The following is a 20,475-nucleotide window of genomic DNA, read 5'->3' as shown; positions in this document are numbered from 1 at the left end:
ACAGGCGGAAATCATGGCTTTTTCCCGTTTCATCACTCAGGATAAACCGTTCGGTGAATAAATTAACATTATGTAGAAAGAAAGTGGACCCTACCATGAAAGTCATACTATCAACCTTGAATGCCAAGTACATTCACACCTCCTTGGCCATTCGCTGCCTGAAGGCATACAGCGAGAAGGATTTCGATATCGAATTGACGGAGTACACGATTAAGGACCCCGTGATGAATATCGTCTCCGACCTGTTCCAGCGCAAGCCGGATGTGATCGGATTCTCCTGTTATATATGGAATATTGAAGAAACGATTAAAGTGATCGATATCGTGAAGAAGATTATGCCGGAGGTCACGATCATACTGGGTGGACCTGAAGTATCCTACGATACGGAGTATTGGATGAAACGGCTGCACAATGTCGACTTTATCGTCATGGGCGAAGGCGAGGAGACCTTCCATCACTTGCTGCAAACGATCGAAGGGGACAGGAAATTCCATTTCGTGTATGGCGTGGCATACCGCAAGCAGGACGAAATTATCGTGAACCCGGGAAGACCGAAAAGCATCCTGGCCGAGCTGCCTTCCCCGCATCGTTTTCCGGAGGATATCCCGCATCTCGGGAAGCGGGTCGTCTATTTTGAGACCAGCCGGGGCTGTCCCTTCAGCTGCCAGTTCTGCCTGTCGAGCATTGAGGTGGGAGTTCGCTACTACGATATTGAACGGACCAAGGCGGATATCCTCTACCTGATCGAGAACGGAGCGAAATTGATCAAGTTCGTAGACCGCACCTTTAATATTAAGCGCGATTACGCGCTTGAAATGTTTGAGTTCCTGATTGAAAATCATGGCGGCTGCGTGTTCCAGTTTGAGATTACGGCGGATATCATGCGTCCCGAGGTGCTGGAATATTTGGCGAACCATGCGCCTCCCGGCATTTTCCGGTTTGAAATCGGCGTGCAGTCCACGAATGATCCGACCAACGAGCTGGTGAAGCGCCGCCAGAATTTCACCAAGCTGTCACGCACGGTGACGATGATCAAGGAGAGCCGCAAGATCGACCAGCATTTGGATTTGATCGCAGGGCTTCCGGAGGAGGATTACAATACGTTCCGCAAAACGTTTAACGACGTGTTTGCCCTTGGACCGGAGGAGCTGCAGTTAGGCTTCCTGAAGATGCTGCGGGGAACCGGGCTGCGGATCGATGCGGACAAGTATAACTACACCTACATGGACCATGCTCCGTATGAGATCCTTGGCAGCGACGTGCTTCCGTTCTCGGATATCGTCCGTTTGAAGAGACTGGAGGATGTGCTGGAGAAGTATTGGAATGCACACCGAATGGACCACACCCTCAATTATTTGATGAAGCATGAGTTTACGTCGCCGTTTGATTTCTTCCAAGAATTTGGCGACTACTGGGAAGGACAGGGCTGGCAAAAAATCGGCCATCAGCTCGAGGACCTGTTTACGCGGTTAACGGCCTTCCTGGAGTTTCGGAACACGCCGAACATGAACGTGGTCTCCGGTCTGATGAAGTTTGATTATTTCCTGGGCCATAAATACAAGCCGCGCAAAATATGGTGGGATCATGCCCAAGACAAAGCGCAGTGGAACGCCAATGTTCGTAAAATCGTGGAAGACCCCGCGGCACTATCCGCCGATTTCGCCGATCTTGGGATCACGGAGCGTGATCTTCAGAAGCATGCGATGATCGAGGTGCTGCCATTCAACCTCGACGATGCCATTCAAGGTGGTACGGGCTATCCGGACCATGCGGTACGCGCAACGATGCTGCTGGTATTGTACCAGCAGAACGAAACAGGGCAGCCCCAGTACTACACGATGCCTTTGGAGTTGGCGACGCAGGCATAATGGGGGAAACGAGGGACAAGCCTTTTCCCAGATTGGTTGTGACACGGACTGGTTGTTTTGGCGTAATTGCTTAATTTCCGCTGCCAGGAACCGGCGGCCCCGCTCTTTAGCGACCCTTTTGCGATCATAACGAGCCCTATCTAAAGGCGTTTCAGGAATAAAACAGCCCTGGCATCGGTATTCTAATTGGCATCAACCGATGAGGAGGGGATGTTATGAACGACAATCGGAAGGGGCAAGAACAGCTTTCGTCTGACGAGCCGACCATCGCACCGGGCATGGAAACCAATGACGATCTGCGCGAAGAGGCTACCGAGGACGAGGTAGCGCAAGGAGAGTACACCCAGGTCACGCAATTGATCATCGATCGCACGCCGAGCGATGATGAGTAAGGTGCTTCGATTGAGCCTTAACGCTGCCAATTTCAAAGGTTCTGTAAACACTAACGAACTGCTTAGCAGCATAATAAAAGGGATGCCCTGGATTTCAAAAACCCGGGGCATCCCTTTTATGTGTCTTGGCATCACGCTTTGTTACATCACTCGTATCGATTCTTGCGGTACGTTGTCCGAGCCGGATGTGTGCCGTTCGAGCCAGTCGAGCACATCGGCTGCCACTTCGGCACGGTTGGTCTCGTGCAGCATTTCGTGGCGGCCGCCCGGATACAAACGGTATTCGAGGTCCTGGACGCCATGCTTCCGATACAATTCGATCAACCGCCGCACGCCTTTGCCGCGGTGTCCGACCGGATCATCCTCGCCCGAGAAAATATAGACAGGCTTATCCTTCGGAAGACATTTCATCAATTGAGGCTGGTGGATCTGTGACAGCAGCTTGAAGAAATCGCGAAAGAAGCGGGCGGTGCACACCTTGCCGCAGTATGGGTCGTTGATATACTTATCCACTTCGGCTTCATCCCGGGATAGCCAATCGAACGGCGTGCGAATAGGACCGAATCCTTTGTTGTAAGGACCGAACACCAGGGCGTTCAGCATCAGGCTCCGGTGCGTGTTTCCTTGCAGGCGCATTTGCGCGGCCGCCAAGCTCATGCCGAACGTCAGTAGTCCCTGGGGACCGTTGGTGCCTGACAGGATGAATCCGTCGAATAATTCACCGTCCGAACAGATGATTTTTTGCGTCAAAAAGGATCCCATGCTGTGCCCCATCAAATAATGCGGAACGCTCGTATGGCGCTTCTTGAGCTCGGAAGCAAGAAGAAGCTGGTCTTCAATCATTCCTTCAAAGCCGTCTTCCCCGGCATCGCCGAGATGCGTAAGCCCGGCCGTTAGCCCATGGCCTCGATGGTCGTTGCAGTATACGGCATAGCCGTGCTCCGTGAGCAATTCGGCAAGCTCCTCGTAGCGCTTGCCGGTTTCGCACATGCCATGCGCGATTTGCACAATGGCACGAATGGGATCATCCGGGCCGGGCAGCCATTCATATACAAAAACATGCATACCCTGCGTATTCAGCATCGTAAACGTGTCGGTTTGCATCATTAGGGCTGGCACCTCCGCAAGAACGAATGGTTTATATCATTTATTTATACCCTGTTTAAGGCAAATATGAACGCAGAACCGTGGATTGCCCGTCCAATGTATAGGCCCCCAGATTCGCAGGCAGCAGGAAGCACTGTCCTGACGTGTAATCGATGGAGCCGTTATCCCAGCTGAGGGTTCCTTGGCCGTCGCATACAACGACGATCGTGAAGCTTTCCGCGGAAGTGGACAAGGACCATGCTCCGCTCACGACGCCTTTTTCCACGACGAAATACGGGGATTTGGCAAGCTCAAGCCATTCTCCCGGCACCGTTCCTTCCGTGCTCATGGTGGTTGCTCCCGATCCTTCATAGGCCGTCACATTCAAGGAGTCTTCGATATGGAGCTCGCGCGGCTTACCGTCAAGACCCGGTCGATTATAATCGAAAATCCGGTAGGTCGTATCCGAGTTTTGCTGGATTTCCGCCACCACAACGCCCGCGCAGAGCGCATGCACGGTTCCCGCAGGTATGTAGAACGTATCTCCGGCCTTTACGGACACTTCTTGAAGCTGGTCCATAACGGTGCCGTTTTCCATGGCTTCTTTCAAAGTCTCGCGGCTAACGCCTTCTTTCAGGCCGTATATGATTTTGGCGTCCGGTTTGGCATCCAGCACATACCACATTTCGGTCTTGCCAAGCTCGCCCTTCGGAAGCCCTTCGTAGTCATCGGTCGGATGGACCTGAACGGAGAGGTTTTCATTGCAGTCAAGCAGCTTGATCAGGAGCGGAAAACGTCCGTTAACCTCGGAGAATCCTTTTCTTCCGAACCATTCCCGCCCGAATTGCTCCCGGACCTCATCCAGGCCGCGTCCGGCAAGCTCGCCGTTCACGATGCTGGTCGTGCCGTTCGGATGGTCGGCGATCATCCAGCCTTCCCCGATATGTCCTTCAGGAATATCCAAGCCGAACTGCTCTAGTGCCCGGCCTCCCCACACGCGTTCTTTAAATTCAGGCTGGAACAACAATGGATATGGTTTTGTCATTGTAATCATCTACCTTTCATCATGTTTGGAATATTCTATGGATGTGAAGTGCGGTACCTCTCCTAGAACTTATATCATATCGGCTTCTTTCGTTCCAGTGCAATGAGATATGGCGCTTCGGAGCGCTGAAGGCCGCGATACAAAATCGTTTGCACTTTGTGCTGGGGCAATTCCCCCGCCCAAGCCTGGACCGCGTCCGCCTCGGCATCGCCGCCTTTGTGGCCTGGATACAGCACGATGGTGATAATGCCCCCGGGGCGGAGCAGCTCGATCGCAGCCTCCAGGGCCGTGAGCGTACTGGCGGTCTCCGTCATGATCCGTTTATCCGATGAATCCGCCGGAAGGTAGCCGAGATTGAACATGATCGCACCCATGCGGCCGTGCTCAATCTCAGGTACGCACTCCCTCATAAGCGAATGGCTCTGAAGAACAAGGCTAACCTCCGCAAGGGTGCCGGGCGGCTCCTTGTCCAGCCTTTCCCGAGTCAGCTGCAGCGCCTGCTCTTGAATATCGAAGGCATACACTTTGCCCTTTGAGCCTGTGCATTTGGCTAAATAGAGCGTATCGGCTCCGGTTCCGGCGGTTGCATCCAGCGCGATGTCTCCGGGACGGAGCCTTTCGGACACCAGTTTGTGGGCAAAACTTAAAACCGAGAGGAAGCCCATCAGGATACCCCCCACAATTTACCCTGCCACGTATCCCGGCGCTTGAGCTCGGCGTCGATGCCGTTAAGCACTTCCCATTTTTTGAGACTCCACGTCGGTCCGATCAAGAGATCCCGGGGAGCATCTCCGGTAAGGCGATGGACGATCATTTCCGGAGGTAAAAACTCCAGGCTATCCACGATAAGGCTGATGTATTCGTCCTGCTCCAGGAATCGCAGCAGCCCGGCTTCGTATTGTTTCACCATCGGTGTCTTGCGCATAAGGTGCAGCAGATGGATTTTGATTCCCTGCACATCCATCTTGGAGACCGCCCGGCCGGTGGCAAGCATCATGTCATGATCCTCTTGCGGAAGCCCGTAAATAATATGTGTGCAGACCCGGATATTATGTTTGCGCAGCTTCTCGACGGCTTCCAAATAACATTCGGTATCATGGGCCCGGTTGATCAGCTCCGAAGTGGAATCATGGATCGTTTGCAGACCCATTTCCACCCACAGATAGGTTCGCTCGTTCAGCTCCGCCAAGTATTCCACGACATCGTCAGGCAGGCAATCGGGACGTGTGGCGATCGACAAACCGACAACCCCCGGCTGCTGCAGAATGACTTCATAATATTCGCGAAGTTCTTCGACCGGAGCATACGTGTTGGTATAGGCTTGGAAATAGCCGATATATTTGGCGTTCGGCCATTTCTGGTGCTGCCGGTCACGGATGGTGTTGAACTGGGTAACGAGATCATCCCGCCGCCTTCCCGCGAAATCGCCGGAGCCGCGGGCGCTGCAAAAGGTGCATCCGCCCTTGGCAATCGTGCCGTCACGGTTCGGACACGTAAAGCCGGCATCCAGCATAACCTTGAATACCTTCTCCTGGAACTGGCCGCGCATCTCGTAATTCCATGTATGAAAACGTTTGTCGCCCCATAAGGTCGGGGCGGGTATAAGTGGTGTGCTCATGTTTGCTCCTTTATAGACGCTTAAGTTGAATTGAGACAGGTTCAGCCAAGGCCCTGGCAACCCATAATTTACTGGCCTTTTACTTAAATGAAACAGCTACGTCCATTGTAACAAAAAATAAAGGATTGCGTTATATACAGGTCTTCAAGCCTAATTAAGACGTTGTTACTTGAATGGATTGCATATAATTGGTATATTTAAAATAGAAAAATAAAAAGATGATTCAAGCAATTTTGGCATGGGTATATAACGGATAGGATTCATATTTGTGTGACGTCATGGATACAATAATACCGTGAGGTGATTACGAATGAATTCATCGACAGTAAAGAATGACAGTAAAGACAAAATCGCTGTGGAGCTTACCCCGAATGAAGCCCTAGCCCTTACCGGCGTGGAGTTTAACTCCGACCAGGGAGTCAAGGCTTCGGCACGTCGCAAGATTCGGGCCGCCTTTGAGAAGACGTTTGATTTTACGTCGGAAGAAAGGTAGACTATTCACAGTTTAACTATCGCGGAACCCCAATTCCAAATATAAGAAAAAGGAACCTAAAGCCTCTGCGTTGAGCAGAGCGTAGGTTCCTTTTTCTATGGGGCTCTTTACTTTTGGGATCAACTTCGTCACAATAAATGCAGTATCGGGATATCATTCTAAATTTACTTGGAAAGTTTCGGAGGTATGACATGCGTTTACGCGGAAGAAAAGGTATACGGGAAAATCTGGAGCAGCAGGAAGACCTGGTCGTTTTGGACCCCGGTCAATATAGAGGGAAGTGGGCTTCGTTATTTGGCAACGACCTTCCGATCCATGTCGAATTCGGCATGGGCAAGGGCCAATTTATAAGCCAGATGAGTTACAAGCATCAGCAAGTGAATTTCATCGGCGTCGACATGTACGACGAGCTGATTCGCCGCGCAAGCGAGAAGGGGCGCAATGTCTGGGCCCAGGAGGGAGTCGATACCCCGCCGAATCTGAAGCTGGCGCTGTTTAATATCGAGAATGTCGAAGAGGTTTTTGAGCCCGGCGAGATTGAACGGTTATATTTGAACTTCAGCGATCCGTGGCCAAAAACAAAGCATGCACGCCGTCGTCTGACGCATCCGCGCTTTCTGGACAAGTATTCCCGGATCCTGAACGAGCGGGGGGAGATCCATTTTAAGACCGATTCGGTCACGCTCTTTGAATTCTCCCTGAATGCTTTTGCCGATTATGGTCTGCAAATGACGAACATTTCGCTGGATCTGCATCGCGACGGGCTGAACGAAGAGCATGTCATGACAGAATACGAAACGAAATTCGTCGGCCAAGGCATGCAAATTCATCGCTGCGAGGCGATTGTAGGCAAGGAAGCCCTTGCTTCATACCATCAGAATCGCCTTGAAAAATACGGAAACTAACATCTACTCGTGATAGTTTCTCTCTGTGATAGCGTTTACAACTATTATAATAGAAGAAAATCTATCCGTTCGGGTGATTTGCTCGCGATAAAACGCAGCAAAAAAGGTGTGCTCCTTATTCAGGAGTACACCTTTTCGTTTTCCAGCATGTCGATGATGCTGCGGGCGCTTTGCATGGGATGAAAGCGTTCGATGTCCTGCAAGTTTTGCGCCCGTTGTTCTTGGATCAGGTCGTATTGATGAAGCAGCTTGTTCATCCATTTGCCCAGAACCTCCAGGGAATGGATGGGCTCTCCCAATCCCTGTGCCGTGAAGTACTGGCAGTTTTCTTCTTCCTGTCCCGGAAGGGGCTGATGGAACAGCATCGGAATTCCTTTGGCCAGGCCTTCGGTGCATGTCATGCCGCCGGGCTTCGTAACGAGCAGATCCGACACCTCCATCAGCTTGTCGATCTCCCGCGTAAAGCCCAATATCCGGATGTTCGGATGCTGGAACCTGGAATTGCTCTCCATCTCCTCGCGGCCCTTGTCATTATTGCCGAGGCAAAATATGATCTGGACTTCTTCTCGCCATCGGGTCAGAAATTCATGCACAACTTCGTCATTCATGATGCCCCAGCCTCCGCCCATCACCAGCACGGTAGGCATATCGGACAGGTTAAACCGCGCCCGGATTTCCTCCTTGCTCGGATGCGTCCAGAAGTCGGGATGGATCGGTATGCCGGTGACCTGAATTTTGGCTTGGGAAACCCCGCGATTGAGCAGCTTTCGCTTCACTTCCGGCGTGGACACGAAATATCGGTCGACCTCAGGGCTGATCCATGTATCGTGAGCATCATAATCGGTTATAACGGTACACAGGGGCACGTTCGTGCCCAGCCGTTTCAAACGCGAGATGACCGCACTTGGTATGAAATGGGTGCACACAATGATGTCGGGTCGGAGCTGCCTGACCACGTTCTTGGTGCTTGTATAGAACATTCGGTGAAGCGCTAAAGCGGTAAAACGGTTAAAGGATTTTTGATGGCGGTACATGTACCCGACCAATCTTGGGCGAGTCGTAATGGTCTTTCTGTAGGCCGAAATGATCAGTGGAGCGATTTTAGGGTTCAAGAAGCTCCCGAGCTCGAGAACTTTGGTCTGTACGCTAGGGGACAACTGGCGCAGGCTGCTGGAGAGTGCATGAGCGGCCTGTGTATGGCCTGCGCCGAACCCTTCAGATAACAGCAAGACTCTTTTTTTAGCCACTACTTTTCACCCGTTCTGCAGCGTTATTCTTTAACTTTAACATATCGATTTTGGGAAGAGAAATCAACCACTTCCCCCTTGCAGGTAAGGGACTTTGGTCCCGGGAACGGCCAATTGATTCGGCAAGCTTCTCGCTGGACCCTTGCTACTTAAGGAGTTAGCCAGCAGCGCGCATTTTGTAGAAAATCAGGGTCCGTGGTCTTTTGACTTGAGTAGGAGATGCCGCTACAATGATTCAAACGGACGTCAAAAAGTTTATTAGAGAAAGAGCACTGAAAAAAACGAAAACTTTTTGGTTGTCTGTTGCGTTTATTTATTGGCGGACAAGTCGAAAAAGAAAAAATGGGCAGCCAAGAGAAATAAAAAGCAAGAAAACGGATGAAAATAAGAACTAAAGCCGTTTGAAACGAAGCTTGCTGGCAAACTGGAATGCAAGCTGAGCTCTTTTACGAAGTTTTTCCGTAAATTAGAGCATTCCACGGTTTTGACAAAAGATTCAAAAGTGTGGAAAATCGTGTATGACGTGCGAAGTTGCCCCGCGGCACCGAGGCTACTAGAAGGACAGACACAAGTCACAGGGTCATAGCAACAACAAAAATGCGAAGAACTTAGAGAGAAAAAAACAAACATTCTCGGGTTATAAAAAGGGGGTAACGGAGAATCATGACAGACGCCATCTTTATCGCGCTCCAACTATTCTTGGCCGCGGTGGGTGTGTACCAGTTCGTATTCTCTTTGTTTGGTCTGGTCAAAAGAAAAAAGAAACAACAGTTTGAACCCAATAAATCATTTGCAGTGTTAGTTGCTGCGCATAACGAAGAGCAGGTTGTCGGGGCATTAATGGAGAACCTGAAACAGCTAAATTATCCGAAACATCTGTACGACGTATTTGTCATTTGCGACAACTGTACAGACCGTACAGCAGAAATCGTCCGTGCCCACGGGATGAACGCCTGCGTGCGCACGAATCAGAATCTTCGAGGCAAAGGCTATGCCATCGAATGGATGCTGAAAGAACTCTGGGCGATGCCGCGCCAGTATGACGCGGTCGTTATGTTTGATGCGGATAATCTGGCGGATCCGAATTTCTTGAATGAAATGAACAACGATCTTTGCTCTGGAGCGAGAGTTATCCAGGGATATATCGATACCAAGAACCCAGAGGATTCTTGGATCACCGCCTCTTACGGGGTTTCCTACTGGTATATCAACCGCTTGTGGCAGCTGTCCCGCAGCAATCTGAACATGGCCAACTTCCTCGGCGGTACGGGAATGTGCTTCGAGACCAATCTCTTGAAGGAGATCGGCTGGGGCGCAACCAGTCTGGTGGAGGACTTGGAGTTCACCATGCGCAGCGTCATGCGCGGCGTGTATCCGAAGTTCAATTACGACGCGAAGGTATTCGACGAAAAGCCGCTTACGTTTAAGGCTTCCGCCAGACAACGTCTGCGCTGGATGCAGGGTCACTTTACGGTTGCCCGCCGTTATTTCTTCCCGCTGTTGTGGCGTGCCATTAAGGAGCGCAGCCTTGTGAAGCTGGACTTGGCCCTTTACGGAGTCAACGTCTACATCGTGCTGCTGACTTTCTTGTTGACGGCTATCATCTGGGTTGACAGCTCGTTCTTCAATGGTCCGAACATCGCGAACCTGTACGGTTATTTACCGCTGTGGCTGAGCTTTACGGCGATTGCGGCGAATGTGTTCACGTTCATGATTGCGATGATTCTGGAGAAGGTGAAGTACAAGAAGGTATATATGTATCTGGTGCTGTTTCCGATTTATCTGCTGTCGTGGTATCCCATCACGGTATATGCGTTCTTCACGCAGAACAACAAGCAGTGGAGTCATACGGAGCATACTCGGGTTGTGCGCCTTGAAGAAGTTCAGAGCAAACAAGGCTAATCCAAAATTTTTATGCCATTTGTGTTGACAGATGTTAGGATGACCTGTTATACTATCCTAGTCTGTTAAACAGAATATCTGATTGCAAGCAGAAGCGCCGCTTCTCACCTGACCGACATGCGTTGGCTGGTTTGATCACGAAATCAATGAATGGATTCAACTTCATTTGTGAGATGAGTATCAAATAGGGATGTCGGTGGTTAACCCGTCATCCCTTTATTTTTTGCAAACAGGAACAACAAGTAATTTGGAGGTGGAGGACTATCAGTAAGGAACATATGATCAATGACGAGATTCGGGCCAAAGAAGTACGTTTGGTTGGTGCCGAAGGTGAGCAAATCGGGATCAAGCCGATTCGTGAAGCACTGCAAATGGCAATTGATCTCAATCTGGATCTGGTGAACGTGGCCCCTCAGGCGAAACCGCCGGTATGCCGCATCATGGACTACGGTAAATTCCGCTATGAGCAGCAGAAAAAAGAGAAGGAAGCACGGAAGAACCAGAAAATTGTGGACATCAAAGAAGTATGGTTCCGAGCCAACATTGAGGAGCATGATTATCAAACCAAGCTTCGCAATGTCGTTAAGTTTTTGAAAGACGGCGATAAAGTGAAATGCTCCGTGCGTTTCCGCGGCCGTGAAATCACCCATGCTAACATCGGTCAGAAGATTTTGGAGCGCGTGAAAACGGAAGTGGCGGATCTCTGCGTCATTGAGCGTCAACCGAAATTGGAAGGCCGCAGCATGATTATGATTTTGGCTCCAAAAGCCTAAGAGAAATTAGAGGAGGAAGTACTACAATGCCTAAAATGAAAACACATAGCAGCCTGAAAGGCCGCTTCAAAATTACTGGTACTGGTAAAGTTAAACGTTATAAAGCTTACAAAAACCACTTGCTTTCCCACAAATCCAAGCGTGCGAAGCGCGTATTGTCCAATAGCCCTGTCATGGCGCCTGGAGATGTTAAACGTTTGAAGCAAGGTCTGGCTAACTTGAAATAGTAAACAACAATTATTGGGAGGTCTTTTGATATGGCACGAGTTAAAGGCGGATTTGTCGTTCGTCGTCGACATAAAAAAGTATTGAAGCTTGCGAAAGGTTATTTCGGTTCCAAACACCGCATTTTTAAAACAGCGAACGAGCAGGTTATGAAATCCCTCGTTTATGCATACCGCGATCGTCGCAATACGAAGCGTAACTTCCGCAAATTGTGGATCGTTCGTATCAACGCGGCTGCTCGTCAAAACGGTCTGTCCTACAGCAAATTGATGCATGGACTGAAGCTTGCTGGCGTGGACATCAACCGCAAAATGCTGGCTGATCTGGCTGTGAACGACCTGAACGCGTTCAATTCCTTGGCTACTGTAGCTAAAGAAAAAGTGAACGCTTAATTATACGTGTATGAAAAAACCGCCGTAATATTACGGCGGTTTTTTTTATTTTGCGTCCCCCCGCTATCATGCATCATTTCGGCGGCACGGGTGCTCGGCTCATGGAGAGAGTCGCCTATCTTTTGCTATCGTAAGGGCATTGAAACAAGCAAGGGAACTCCTTCCGGAATAAATTGAAATGTATATTACCTGAGGAGGGATCTTATGCACAAGCCTGTCAGCAAGGCGAAAGTGAAATCATACGTGGGCAAAGAGATCGTGGCGTATAAGAAAAACGGAACTATGGTGACGGGCAAGCTGGTACGCGTCTCCGGCAACCGCCTTTATGTGGAACCGGCAACCAAGGGGAAAAAGGTGAAAACCAAGGCGATTATTCCGCTCGCATTGTTTGATCTTCTTGCCATTGGTACGGCACCTTATGCATATGGCGGCGGGTTTGGAGGCTACCCTGGCGGCTTTGGACCGGGTTACGGCGGTTTCGGGCCGGGCTTTGGACCAGGCTTTGGACCGGGTTTTGGACCAGGATTCGGGCCAGGCTTCTTCTGGTAATTAGAGGAACCAAATCTTTTCCAACTCATAACATCGGCTGGGTTCGATCATTCTGGTCACCGTATAGCCAAGCTTTCGGTAAAAATGAAGGCCGGTGTGGTTGCCGATGTCCACCATGACTTTGGCACGTTTGCATCCGCGGGATACAGCGAAACGTTCGGCATGTTCCATCAAACGGACACCCCACCGTTTTCGCTGTGCGGTGGATGCGACGGCCAGCATATCGATATACAGCAGCTCGCCGTGCATCATGAAATGGATAAAAGCAACGATTTTTTCGTTATCCTGAGGCGAAGCGACAAGGGTCACGCCGCGCCGTAAACGAGAGGGAATATCCTTGCGGATGAGGTCCAGCTCTTTTTTGGTCATATGGGAAAGCGGGACGAGTTGGGACTCGATGAGCTGCAGAATCATCGGATCATCCTGGTCCGGTTTTCGGTAACGGATCATCGTGTTGTTTCCTCCCTTCACCGCGGTTAAGTCTGCTCCATTTATCATATGTAGCAGGGTTTCATAGGGTGTTTTGCTTCAAGGCGGCGGAGGAATTGCGCCCATTGTGAATGAAAACCTTTCATCGGAAGTAAAATAAATGTGTTGACTTCTGGATTGAATGAATCATATAATGTTTCTAAACATTTTAACGAATATATCCAATCGGCAATGATGAGGACGAAGTTTAAAGGGCTCTTTTGCTCAGAGAGTGGATGGATCAGCTGAAACCACCACCAAAACCCCTTTTATACGAGCTCACCTCGGAGCTGTTTCCCTGAAAGATGCTACGCTATGACTTTATCGCATTAAGTCGTAACAGCGTTTATTAGGGGGAATCGTCTTAGTCCGCGTTACGGACTGCAGATATTGAAGAGCTGTGTTCATGCGTTCTTCATACCTGCTGAGGCTCTGCACTGCGAGGTGTAGGGCAAATATGGGTGGTACCACGGAAGCTAAACCTTTCGTCCCTCACACGGAGATACTCCGGGTGTGGCGACGGAAGGTTTTTTTGTTGCTTGAATCATGGATGAAAGAGAAGAGTGCCAATATTTGAGAGGAGGATGACTGATGAGCGCGCAAACTCCAGAAGTGCGGTCTACAGAACAATTACGAGAGAAATGGTTGAAGCCTGAAGTGATTACCGGTTCGGAAATCTTGCTTCGGAGTCTTCTGCTCGAAGGTGTCGAGTGCGTCTTCGGATATCCGGGCGGAGCCGTCCTGTATATCTACGATGCGATGTATGGTTTTAAGGATTTCAACCATGTCTTGACCCGACACGAGCAAGGTGCCATTCATGCCGCTGACGGTTACGCCCGCGCAAGCGGCAAAGTCGGCGTATGCATAGCAACTTCAGGACCGGGGGCAACGAACCTTGTGACCGGTATCGCAACAGCTTACATGGATTCCGTTCCGCTCGTTGTTATTACCGGTAACGTTGCAACAACCCTGATCGGTACGGATGCTTTCCAGGAAGCGGATATTACAGGCATCACGATGCCGATTACGAAACACAGCTATCTGGTAAGGGACGTTAAGGATCTGCCAAGGGTGATTCATGAGGCCTTCCATATCGCCTCAACCGGTCGCAAAGGACCGGTGCTGATCGACATTCCGAAGGATGTATCCGCGGCAACCACGCTGTTCCAGCCGGAAGAGCGAATCCAACTGAGAGGATATAATCCTCGGACGGTGCCGAACAAACTTCAGTTGGATAAACTGGCCCGCGCGATCGAGGAGGCCGAGCGTCCGATGATTCTTGCCGGCGGCGGCGTGATTTACTCCGGTGCTCACGAAGGACTGCACGAATTCGTGAACAAAACCGGGATTCCGATCACGACAACGCTTCTCGGCCTTGGCGCCTTCCCGACAGGTAACGATTTGTGGACAGGAATGCCGGGCATGCACGGAACCTACACATCGAACCATGGTATTCAGCAGTCGGATCTGCTGATCAACATCGGGGCAAGATTTGATGACAGGGTTACCGGCAAGCTTGACGGATTCGCGCCTCACGCGAAGATCGTTCATATCGACATTGACCCGGCCGAGATCGGCAAGAACGTGCCGACCGATATTCCGATTGTCGGTGACGTGAAGACGGTGCTTGAGATGCTGAACCCGATCGTTTCGTACGCTGCGAAAGCCGATGCGTGGAGAGACCAGATCCGCAAATGGAAAGCCGAGTATCCGTTCCGTTACGTCGATTCGGATACGGTGCTGAAGCCGCAATGGGTTATTGAAATGCTGAACGATACCACGAAGGGCGAAGCCATTGTAACGACTGACGTTGGTCAGCATCAAATGTGGGCCGCGCAGTATTACAAGTTCAACCAGCCGCGTTCCTGGATCACCTCCGGCGGACTCGGAACGATGGGCTTCGGATTCCCGTCCGCGATCGGGGCACAGATGGCGCATCCAGACCGCCTGGTCATTTCGATCAACGGAGACGGCGGCATGCAGATGTGTTCGCAAGAACTGGCCATCTGCGCCATCAACAACATTCCGGTGAAGATCGTTGTCATCAACAACCAAGTGCTCGGCATGGTTCGTCAATGGCAGGAGCTGATTTACGATAACCGTTACAGCCACATCGATCTGGCAGGCAGCCCTGATTTCGTCAAGCTGGCCGAAGCTTACGGTGTCAAAGGACTTCGCGCCACGACGAAAGAAGAAGCTCAGCGTGCTTGGGCCGAAGCGATGGAAACACCGGGACCCGTCCTCGTTGAATTCGTTGTTGAGAAGGGCGAGAACGTGTATCCGATGGTGACGCAAGGGTCGACAATCGATCAAATGCTGATGGGGGATGCGTAAGATGAGTACAAAACATACCATTGCCGTACTAGTGAATGACCAGCCGGGTGTCCTGCAGCGCGTATCCGGGTTATTCGGACGCCGGGGCTTTAACATCGAGAGCATTACCGTGGGGCAGTCGGAGGAAATCGGCTTGTCCCGGATGGTTATCGTTACCACCGGAGACGAAACGACGCTGGAGCAGGTAGAGAAGCAGCTTTACAAGCTGATCGATGTCATTAAAGTCATCAATCTGAGCTCGAAGCCGATGGTTGCCCGGGAGCTCGCCCTGATCAAAGTAAAAGCCGAGCCGTCGGCAAGACCGGAAATTATGGGCGTTGTCGAAACCTTCCGCGCATCCGTCGTGGATATCGGCACGACCAACCTGATGGTTCAGGTTGTCGGCGATACTGTCAAAATCGATGCGATGATCGAGCTGCTTAAGCCTTATGGCATCCAGGAGCTTTCCCGTACCGGGGTTACCGCGATGATTCGCGGTAACGCGTAATGATGAAACATTATTCTTTTTATCCGGATGACAAAGTTATTGCAATATAAGTGTTAGACACCTGCATGGCATGAGCGGGTGTCTCAGCAGATCGGGTAAGCAGCGGTCTATTGAGATACCCGCTCATCATGAAGGGTCTTTAAAATCAAAGGAGGACTTATACAAATGGCAATTACTACTTATTATGAACAAGATGCAGAACTCAGCGTGCTGAAAGACAAAACAATCGCGGTTATCGGCTACGGAAGCCAAGGTCATGCCCAAGCGCAAAACCTTCGCGACAGCGGACTTCAGGTTGTCATTGGTCTTCGTGAAGGCAAATCGTTCGACAAAGCGAAAAACGACGGTTTCGAAGTACTCCCTGTAGCGGAAGCCGTTAGCCGTGCGGATGTAGTACAAATCCTGATGCCGGACGAAACGCAAGCAGCGGTGTACAAAAACGATATCGAGCCAAACCTGAAAAAAGGCGCGGCACTGATGTTCTCCCACGGTTTCAACGTTCATTTCGGTCAAATCGTAGCTCCTAAGGACAACGACGTTCTTCTGGTTGCTCCTAAATCCCCGGGTCACATGGTTCGCCGTACGTACGTTGAAGGTTTTGGCGTACCTGGATTGATCGCAATCGAGAAAGACGCGACTGGACAAGCTAAGGCGATCGGTCTTGCTTATGCAAAAGGCATCGGCTGTACTCGCGCAGGCGTTATCGAGACTTCCTTCCGCGAAGAAACCGAAACAGACTTGTTCGGTGAGCAAGCGGTATTGTGCGGCGGTGTATCCGCATTGGTCAAAGCAGGTTTCGAAACGTTGACCGAAGCTGGATATGCGCCGGAAATGGCATACTTCGAGTGCCTGCATGAACTGAAGCTGATCGTGGACATGATCTATGAAGGCGGTCTTGCAAGCATGCGCGACTCCATCAGCAACACGGCGGAGTATGGCGACTATGTAACAGGCCCTCGCGTGGTAACCGAAGATACCAAGAAGGCAATGAAAGAAGTCCTGTCTGATATTCAACAAGGTAAATTCGCCCGCGACTTTATTCTTGAGAACCAATCGGGACGCGCTTTCCTGACAGCTACTCGCCGCAACGAGTCCGAGCATCCGATCGAAGTGGTGGGTGCAGAGCTTCGCGAAATGATGCATTGGATCAAAAAATAAGAATATATAGAATTCATAAGGAATTCTTCGGGGTTTGGGGCAGTCCGGCATGAGATGATAATGCTGCTGCCCGGACCCGTCAGATTAAGCAGCCGGCGGCAGGGGATTCTATCAACTGCCGCCGGATGTTTACGTCATGAGATAAACTTCAAGGAGGTGCCGACATGCGAAAGATTTATGTCTTTGATACAACGCTGAGAGATGGTGAACAGTCTCCTGGCGTGAATTTGAACACTCGGGAAAAGGTGGAAATCGCCCTTCAGCTCGAAAAGTTGAAAATCGACCGCATGGAAGCAGGGTTTCCAGCGGCGTCACCCGGTGACCTTGCAGCTGTGAATGCAGTGGCACGCGCGGTTAAGGACGTTACGGTCATTGGATTGTCACGCTCCAGAGAAAATGACATCGATGCGGTTCGCGAAGCGCTTCAAGGCGCCCAGGACCCGTGCATTCACGTGTTCCTGGCCACTTCGCCGATTCACCGCAAGTTCAAGCTGCGGATGGAGAAGCAGCAGGTGCTGGAAACGGCGCAGGCTTCGATCCGTTACGCCAAGAAGTACTTTTCCAAAGTGGAATTTTCCCTGGAGGATGCGGGCCGGACCGAGCTTGATTTCATGGCCGAGGTCGTCGCCATGGCAGTGCGCGAAGGCGCCAATGTCGTGAACATTCCGGATACCGTGGGATATTTGAACCCTTCGGAATACGGGGCCATCTTCAAATACTTGAAGGAAAATGTTCCGGATATCAAGAAGGTTCAGCTGAGTGCGCACTGCCATAACGATCTGGGCATGGCCACGGCGAACACCCTTGCCGCCATTCTGAACGGGGCCGATCAGATCGAAGGCACGATCAACGGAATCGGTGAACGTGCAGGCAATACCGCGATCGAGGAAATTGCGATGGCGCTCGAGACGCGTTCCGAATTCTTTGGAGCGAAGACGGGGCTGGCCTTAACCGAAATCGCCCGCACGAGCCGCCTTGTGAGCAAGCTGACCGGCATGGTCGTGCCAGGCAACAAAGCGATTGTCGGCGCGAACGCGTTCGCCCATGAATCCGGCATTCACCAGGACGGTATGCTGAAGGAGAAGACAACCTACGAAATTATGACCCCCGAGTCCATCGGACTCAAAGAAAGCAAGCTGGTATTAGGCAAACATTCCGGCCGCCATGCTTTCCGGGAGAAGCTGCTGGATCTGGGTTATGAGCTGACCGAAGAACAGGTGAATGACGCATTCTCCAAATTCAAAGTGCTGGCCGACAAGAAGAAGGAAGTTTCCGATGAGGATCTTCTGGCTCTGCTGGAAGAGAAACTGATCGATACGCCGGAGGTCTTCAAGCTGGAAACGATCTTTGTTGCTTACGGCAACGAATCAACGCCGACGGCGCGGGTGCGCATTGCAACAGAAGATCAGACGATTGAAGAAGAGGCCGAGGGCAACGGTTCCGTGGACGCGATCTATAACGCGATCGACAAGGTGACCGGCGAAGAGGTTACGCTTGCGGACTATTCCATCAAGTCGGTAACGCACGGCAAGGATGCCCAAGGTGAAGTGCATGTCGTGCTGTCCCAAAACGACGTGGCCGCGCAAGGCCGCGGCTTGAGCACCGACATTCTGGAAGCGAGCGCACGTGCCTACGTCGATGCGGTGAACGTCCTGATCGAGAAACGCAAAACGTTTAGCCGGCGCGAGCGCGCTACGCTGTAATCCATACTTGGCGTGGCGGGAGATCTGCTCTCCGCATGAGCGCTGAAGGTGAATGCCATAAAAAAAGAGGGGCCGCCATTGAAGCGGCTCCTCTTTTATTTGCTTTATTAAACTGTTGGCCAGACGTGGAATGCAGATATCAAGACACTAGCATCGAGCCTTAAACGGCCTCATAGCAGAGGGCCGATACCGGATTGATGCAGCTGATCAACGAGATAAGACAGGGTTTCGTTAAGGCGTCGATGCGGAGCCCGGATCTTACCAGGCGTAGGCCTGCGGGGCGGCGCCGCCCGGGCCCGGGAATATTTCATCCAAGCGCTTCATCACGGATTCATCGAGTTCGATCTCAAGCGAGCGCAGGGAGCTTTCGAATTGCTCCAGCGTGCGCGGCCCAATAATCGGTCCGGTAACGGCCGGGTTCTTCAGCACCCAGGCAAGAGCGACGTTATCCTGCGGTTCGCCCAGCTCTTGGCAGAGAGCGGCAAACTGTTCCAGCTGCACGCGGTGCTTTTCTACGCGCTCCGCATTGCCTCCGCTGCGCGAGCCCTCGATTTTTTTAAGGGCATTGCGTCCCAGCAGTCCCCCGTCCAGCGGACTCCAAGGAATCACGCCGAGACCCAGCTGCTGCGAAGCGGGGAGCACTTCGAGTTCCGGCAATCGGCAGGTCAGGCTGTATTTGTGCTGCTCGGAAACGAGACCGAGGAAGTGACGGCTCTGGGCCGCGGCCTGCGCAACCGCAATCTGCCAGCCGGCAAAGTTGCTGGATCCGACATATCCGATTTTTCCTTGATTGACCGCAACCTCAAAAGCGCCCCACAGCTCGTCCCAAGTGACGGAAGGATCGACGTGATGCATTTGGTACAGCTCGATATGGTCGGTCTGCAGACGTTTCAGCGACCCTTCGAGATGACGGCGAAGTTTATAGCTCGACAGCCCGGCTTCATTGTTGGGGCCATCCAGAGGATCACTCATGGAACCGTAGAATTTAGTAGCCAAAACGACTTTTTCGCGGCGGCCCCCGCCTTGGTTAAACCAGCGTCCGATGATGGTTTCGGTCAGGCCCGAATTCTCGCCCCAGCCGTAGATGTTCGCCGTATCAAAGAAATTGACGCCGGCATCAAGCGCTGCATCCATGATGCGGAAGGCTTCCTTTTCATCCGTGGCAGGACCGAAATTCATCGTCCCCAAACACAGACGACTTACTTTCATGCCGGATTTACCTAGAGCTGCGTACTTCATAATCGATGATCACTCCTTGGTCGTTTAGGGTATAAGGCAAATTCACCCCTATTGTAGCGTATTGGCAGAAAAATGTAACTAACGGCGTTCGGAAACGTTGCACTGAAATCCGACTTTCGGCTCAGCTGTTCACGTCATTCGCCAAATTTAAAGAGCAAGAGCAGGGAGCAGAGAGTAGGGAGTAGTACCAAGTAGCAGAAGCAAGTAATAGGAATAACGGCGTAATGTAACTGAAGTATGAAGTTGAAGCAAGAAGCAGAAGCAGAAGCAAGAAGCAGAAGCAGAAGCAGGAAGCCGAAGCAAGAAGCCGAAACAAGACAAGAAGCGGAAGCAAGAAGCAGAAGTAAGAAGCCGAAGCAAGAAGCAAGAAGCCGAAGCAAGAAGCAGAAGCAGAAGCAAGAAGCAGAAGCAGAAGCAGAAGCAAGAAGCAGAAGCAGAAGGAAGAAACCGAAGCAGGAAGCAGAAGCAAGAAGCAGAAGCAGAAGCAGAAGAAGGAAGCCGAAACAAGAGGCAAAAAACAAAAGAAGAACACAAAAGCCAGAGGCAACAGCAGAAGCAAAAGCAGAATCATAACCGAAACAAAAAAGCAAA

Annotated in this window: 22 protein-coding genes; 15 read left to right on the top strand and 7 right to left on the bottom strand. The window is 51.2% G+C overall.

Features of this window, described 5'->3' with window-relative positions; translation table 11 throughout:
* Positions 1 to 95: 95 nt before the first annotated feature.
* Both RB297_RS29360 and RB297_RS29355 read left to right on the top strand, forming a co-directional pair.
* Positions 96 to 1,868, top strand: a complete 1,773-nt coding sequence (locus tag RB297_RS29360; RefSeq protein WP_192570740.1) for a B12-binding domain-containing radical SAM protein — start codon at positions 96 to 98, stop codon at positions 1,866 to 1,868.
* Between the two features lie 215 nt (positions 1,869 to 2,083).
* A complete protein-coding gene (locus RB297_RS29355) occupies positions 2,084 to 2,260 on the top strand; it encodes a hypothetical protein (protein ID WP_015737159.1) in 177 nt (58 codons plus the stop codon).
* 141 nt (positions 2,261 to 2,401) lie between these two features.
* On the opposite strand, the gene RB297_RS29350 is transcribed toward RB297_RS29355, so the two are convergent.
* The 4 genes from RB297_RS29350 to mnmL all read right to left on the bottom strand — a co-directional run bounded on the left by RB297_RS29350 (position 2,402) and on the right by mnmL (position 6,009).
* Entirely contained in the window at positions 2,402 to 3,367 is a 966-nt protein-coding gene (locus RB297_RS29350; RefSeq protein ID WP_096776439.1) for an alpha/beta hydrolase, read from the bottom strand.
* A gap of 55 nt (positions 3,368 to 3,422) precedes the next feature.
* The gene (locus RB297_RS29345) at positions 3,423 to 4,391 is read right to left on the bottom strand and encodes a type I phosphomannose isomerase catalytic subunit (protein ID WP_375122015.1); all 969 of its coding nucleotides are present in this window, start codon (positions 4,389 to 4,391) and stop codon (positions 3,423 to 3,425) included.
* 74 nt (positions 4,392 to 4,465) lie between these two features.
* Entirely contained in the window at positions 4,466 to 5,056 is a 591-nt protein-coding gene (gene mnmM, locus RB297_RS29340; RefSeq protein ID WP_145040510.1) for a tRNA 5-(aminomethyl)-2-thiouridylate-methyltransferase MnmM, read from the bottom strand.
* Positions 5,056 to 6,009: a tRNA modification radical SAM protein MnmL/YtqA gene (gene mnmL, locus RB297_RS29335; RefSeq protein WP_009589327.1), complete on the bottom strand. Its 954-nt coding sequence runs from the start codon at positions 6,007 to 6,009 to the stop codon at positions 5,056 to 5,058. The genes mnmM and mnmL overlap by 1 nt, the downstream gene beginning before the upstream one ends.
* 310 nt (positions 6,010 to 6,319) lie before the next feature.
* On the opposite strand from mnmL, the gene RB297_RS29330 reads away from it, so the two are divergent.
* Both RB297_RS29330 and trmB read left to right on the top strand, forming a co-directional pair.
* Complete coding sequence (locus RB297_RS29330; RefSeq protein WP_015737155.1) at positions 6,320 to 6,502, top strand: hypothetical protein; 183 nt, start codon at positions 6,320 to 6,322, stop codon at positions 6,500 to 6,502.
* 191 nt (positions 6,503 to 6,693) lie between these two features.
* Positions 6,694 to 7,407 (top strand): tRNA (guanosine(46)-N7)-methyltransferase TrmB, encoded by a 714-nt coding sequence (gene trmB / locus RB297_RS29325; protein ID WP_192570744.1) that lies wholly within the window; start codon positions 6,694 to 6,696, stop codon positions 7,405 to 7,407.
* 119 nt (positions 7,408 to 7,526) lie between these two features.
* Here the strand turns inward: trmB and RB297_RS29320 are convergent, their stop codons facing one another.
* On the bottom strand, positions 7,527 to 8,654 hold the full coding sequence (locus RB297_RS29320; RefSeq protein WP_015737154.1) for a UDP-N-acetylglucosamine--LPS N-acetylglucosamine transferase: 1,128 nt from the start codon (positions 8,652 to 8,654) through the stop codon (positions 7,527 to 7,529).
* A gap of 230 nt (positions 8,655 to 8,884) precedes the next feature.
* Here RB297_RS29320 and RB297_RS29315 point away from each other — a divergent pair, with 230 nt between their 5' ends.
* From RB297_RS29315 to RB297_RS29290, 6 genes are all read left to right on the top strand, one after another.
* On the top strand, positions 8,885 to 9,049 hold the full coding sequence (locus tag RB297_RS29315) for a hypothetical protein (protein WP_015737153.1): 165 nt from the start codon (positions 8,885 to 8,887) through the stop codon (positions 9,047 to 9,049).
* 268 nt (positions 9,050 to 9,317) lie between these two features.
* The gene (locus tag RB297_RS29310) at positions 9,318 to 10,556 is read left to right on the top strand and encodes a glycosyltransferase family 2 protein (protein WP_009589322.1); all 1,239 of its coding nucleotides are present in this window, start codon (positions 9,318 to 9,320) and stop codon (positions 10,554 to 10,556) included.
* Between the two features lie 278 nt (positions 10,557 to 10,834).
* On the top strand, positions 10,835 to 11,329 hold the full coding sequence (gene infC / locus RB297_RS29305) for a translation initiation factor IF-3 (protein WP_009589332.1): 495 nt from the start codon (positions 10,835 to 10,837) through the stop codon (positions 11,327 to 11,329).
* Positions 11,330 to 11,355: 26 nt separating this feature from the next.
* Positions 11,356 to 11,556 (top strand): 50S ribosomal protein L35, encoded by a 201-nt coding sequence (gene rpmI / locus RB297_RS29300; RefSeq protein ID WP_007127239.1) that lies wholly within the window; start codon positions 11,356 to 11,358, stop codon positions 11,554 to 11,556.
* 30 nt (positions 11,557 to 11,586) lie between these two features.
* Complete coding sequence (rplT, locus tag RB297_RS29295; RefSeq protein ID WP_006212255.1) at positions 11,587 to 11,946, top strand: 50S ribosomal protein L20; 360 nt, start codon at positions 11,587 to 11,589, stop codon at positions 11,944 to 11,946.
* 204 nt (positions 11,947 to 12,150) lie between these two features.
* Positions 12,151 to 12,495, top strand: a complete 345-nt coding sequence (locus RB297_RS29290; RefSeq protein ID WP_096776435.1) for a hypothetical protein — start codon at positions 12,151 to 12,153, stop codon at positions 12,493 to 12,495.
* Here RB297_RS29290 and RB297_RS29285 read toward each other — a convergent pair whose 3' ends face one another.
* Entirely contained in the window at positions 12,496 to 12,945 is a 450-nt protein-coding gene (locus RB297_RS29285; RefSeq protein WP_015737151.1) for a GNAT family N-acetyltransferase, read from the bottom strand. It lies immediately after the preceding gene.
* A 609-nt stretch (positions 12,946 to 13,554) separates the two neighbouring features.
* Between RB297_RS29285 and ilvB the strand changes: the two genes are divergently transcribed.
* The 4 genes from ilvB to RB297_RS29265 all read left to right on the top strand — a co-directional run bounded on the left by ilvB (position 13,555) and on the right by RB297_RS29265 (position 18,645).
* Positions 13,555 to 15,297, top strand: a complete 1,743-nt coding sequence (gene ilvB / locus RB297_RS29280) for a biosynthetic-type acetolactate synthase large subunit (RefSeq protein ID WP_096776434.1) — start codon at positions 13,555 to 13,557, stop codon at positions 15,295 to 15,297.
* Between the two features lies 1 nt (position 15,298).
* On the top strand, positions 15,299 to 15,784 hold the full coding sequence (ilvN, locus tag RB297_RS29275) for an acetolactate synthase small subunit (protein ID WP_009589349.1): 486 nt from the start codon (positions 15,299 to 15,301) through the stop codon (positions 15,782 to 15,784).
* A gap of 165 nt (positions 15,785 to 15,949) precedes the next feature.
* Positions 15,950 to 16,942, top strand: a complete 993-nt coding sequence (gene ilvC, locus RB297_RS29270) for a ketol-acid reductoisomerase (RefSeq protein WP_009589347.1) — start codon at positions 15,950 to 15,952, stop codon at positions 16,940 to 16,942.
* Between the two features lie 164 nt (positions 16,943 to 17,106).
* Complete coding sequence (locus RB297_RS29265; RefSeq protein ID WP_375122014.1) at positions 17,107 to 18,645, top strand: 2-isopropylmalate synthase; 1,539 nt, start codon at positions 17,107 to 17,109, stop codon at positions 18,643 to 18,645.
* 258 nt (positions 18,646 to 18,903) lie between these two features.
* Here the strand turns inward: RB297_RS29265 and RB297_RS29260 are convergent, their stop codons facing one another.
* The gene (locus RB297_RS29260) at positions 18,904 to 19,884 is read right to left on the bottom strand and encodes an aldo/keto reductase (protein WP_096776432.1); all 981 of its coding nucleotides are present in this window, start codon (positions 19,882 to 19,884) and stop codon (positions 18,904 to 18,906) included.
* A 243-nt stretch (positions 19,885 to 20,127) separates the two neighbouring features.
* On the opposite strand from RB297_RS29260, the gene RB297_RS29255 reads away from it, so the two are divergent.
* Positions 20,128 to 20,457 (top strand): hypothetical protein, encoded by a 330-nt coding sequence (locus RB297_RS29255; protein ID WP_375122013.1) that lies wholly within the window; start codon positions 20,128 to 20,130, stop codon positions 20,455 to 20,457.
* The last annotated feature ends 18 nt before the right edge of the window (positions 20,458 to 20,475 follow it).

The sequence above is a fragment of the Paenibacillus sp. CR_12 genome (assembly GCF_041953985.1).
GTDB lineage: Bacteria > Bacillota > Bacilli > Paenibacillales > Paenibacillaceae > Paenibacillus_AQ > Paenibacillus_AQ lautus_A.
Note: the sequence above shows the minus strand (reverse complement) of the source record. Positions and strands in the feature narration are given on the sequence as shown.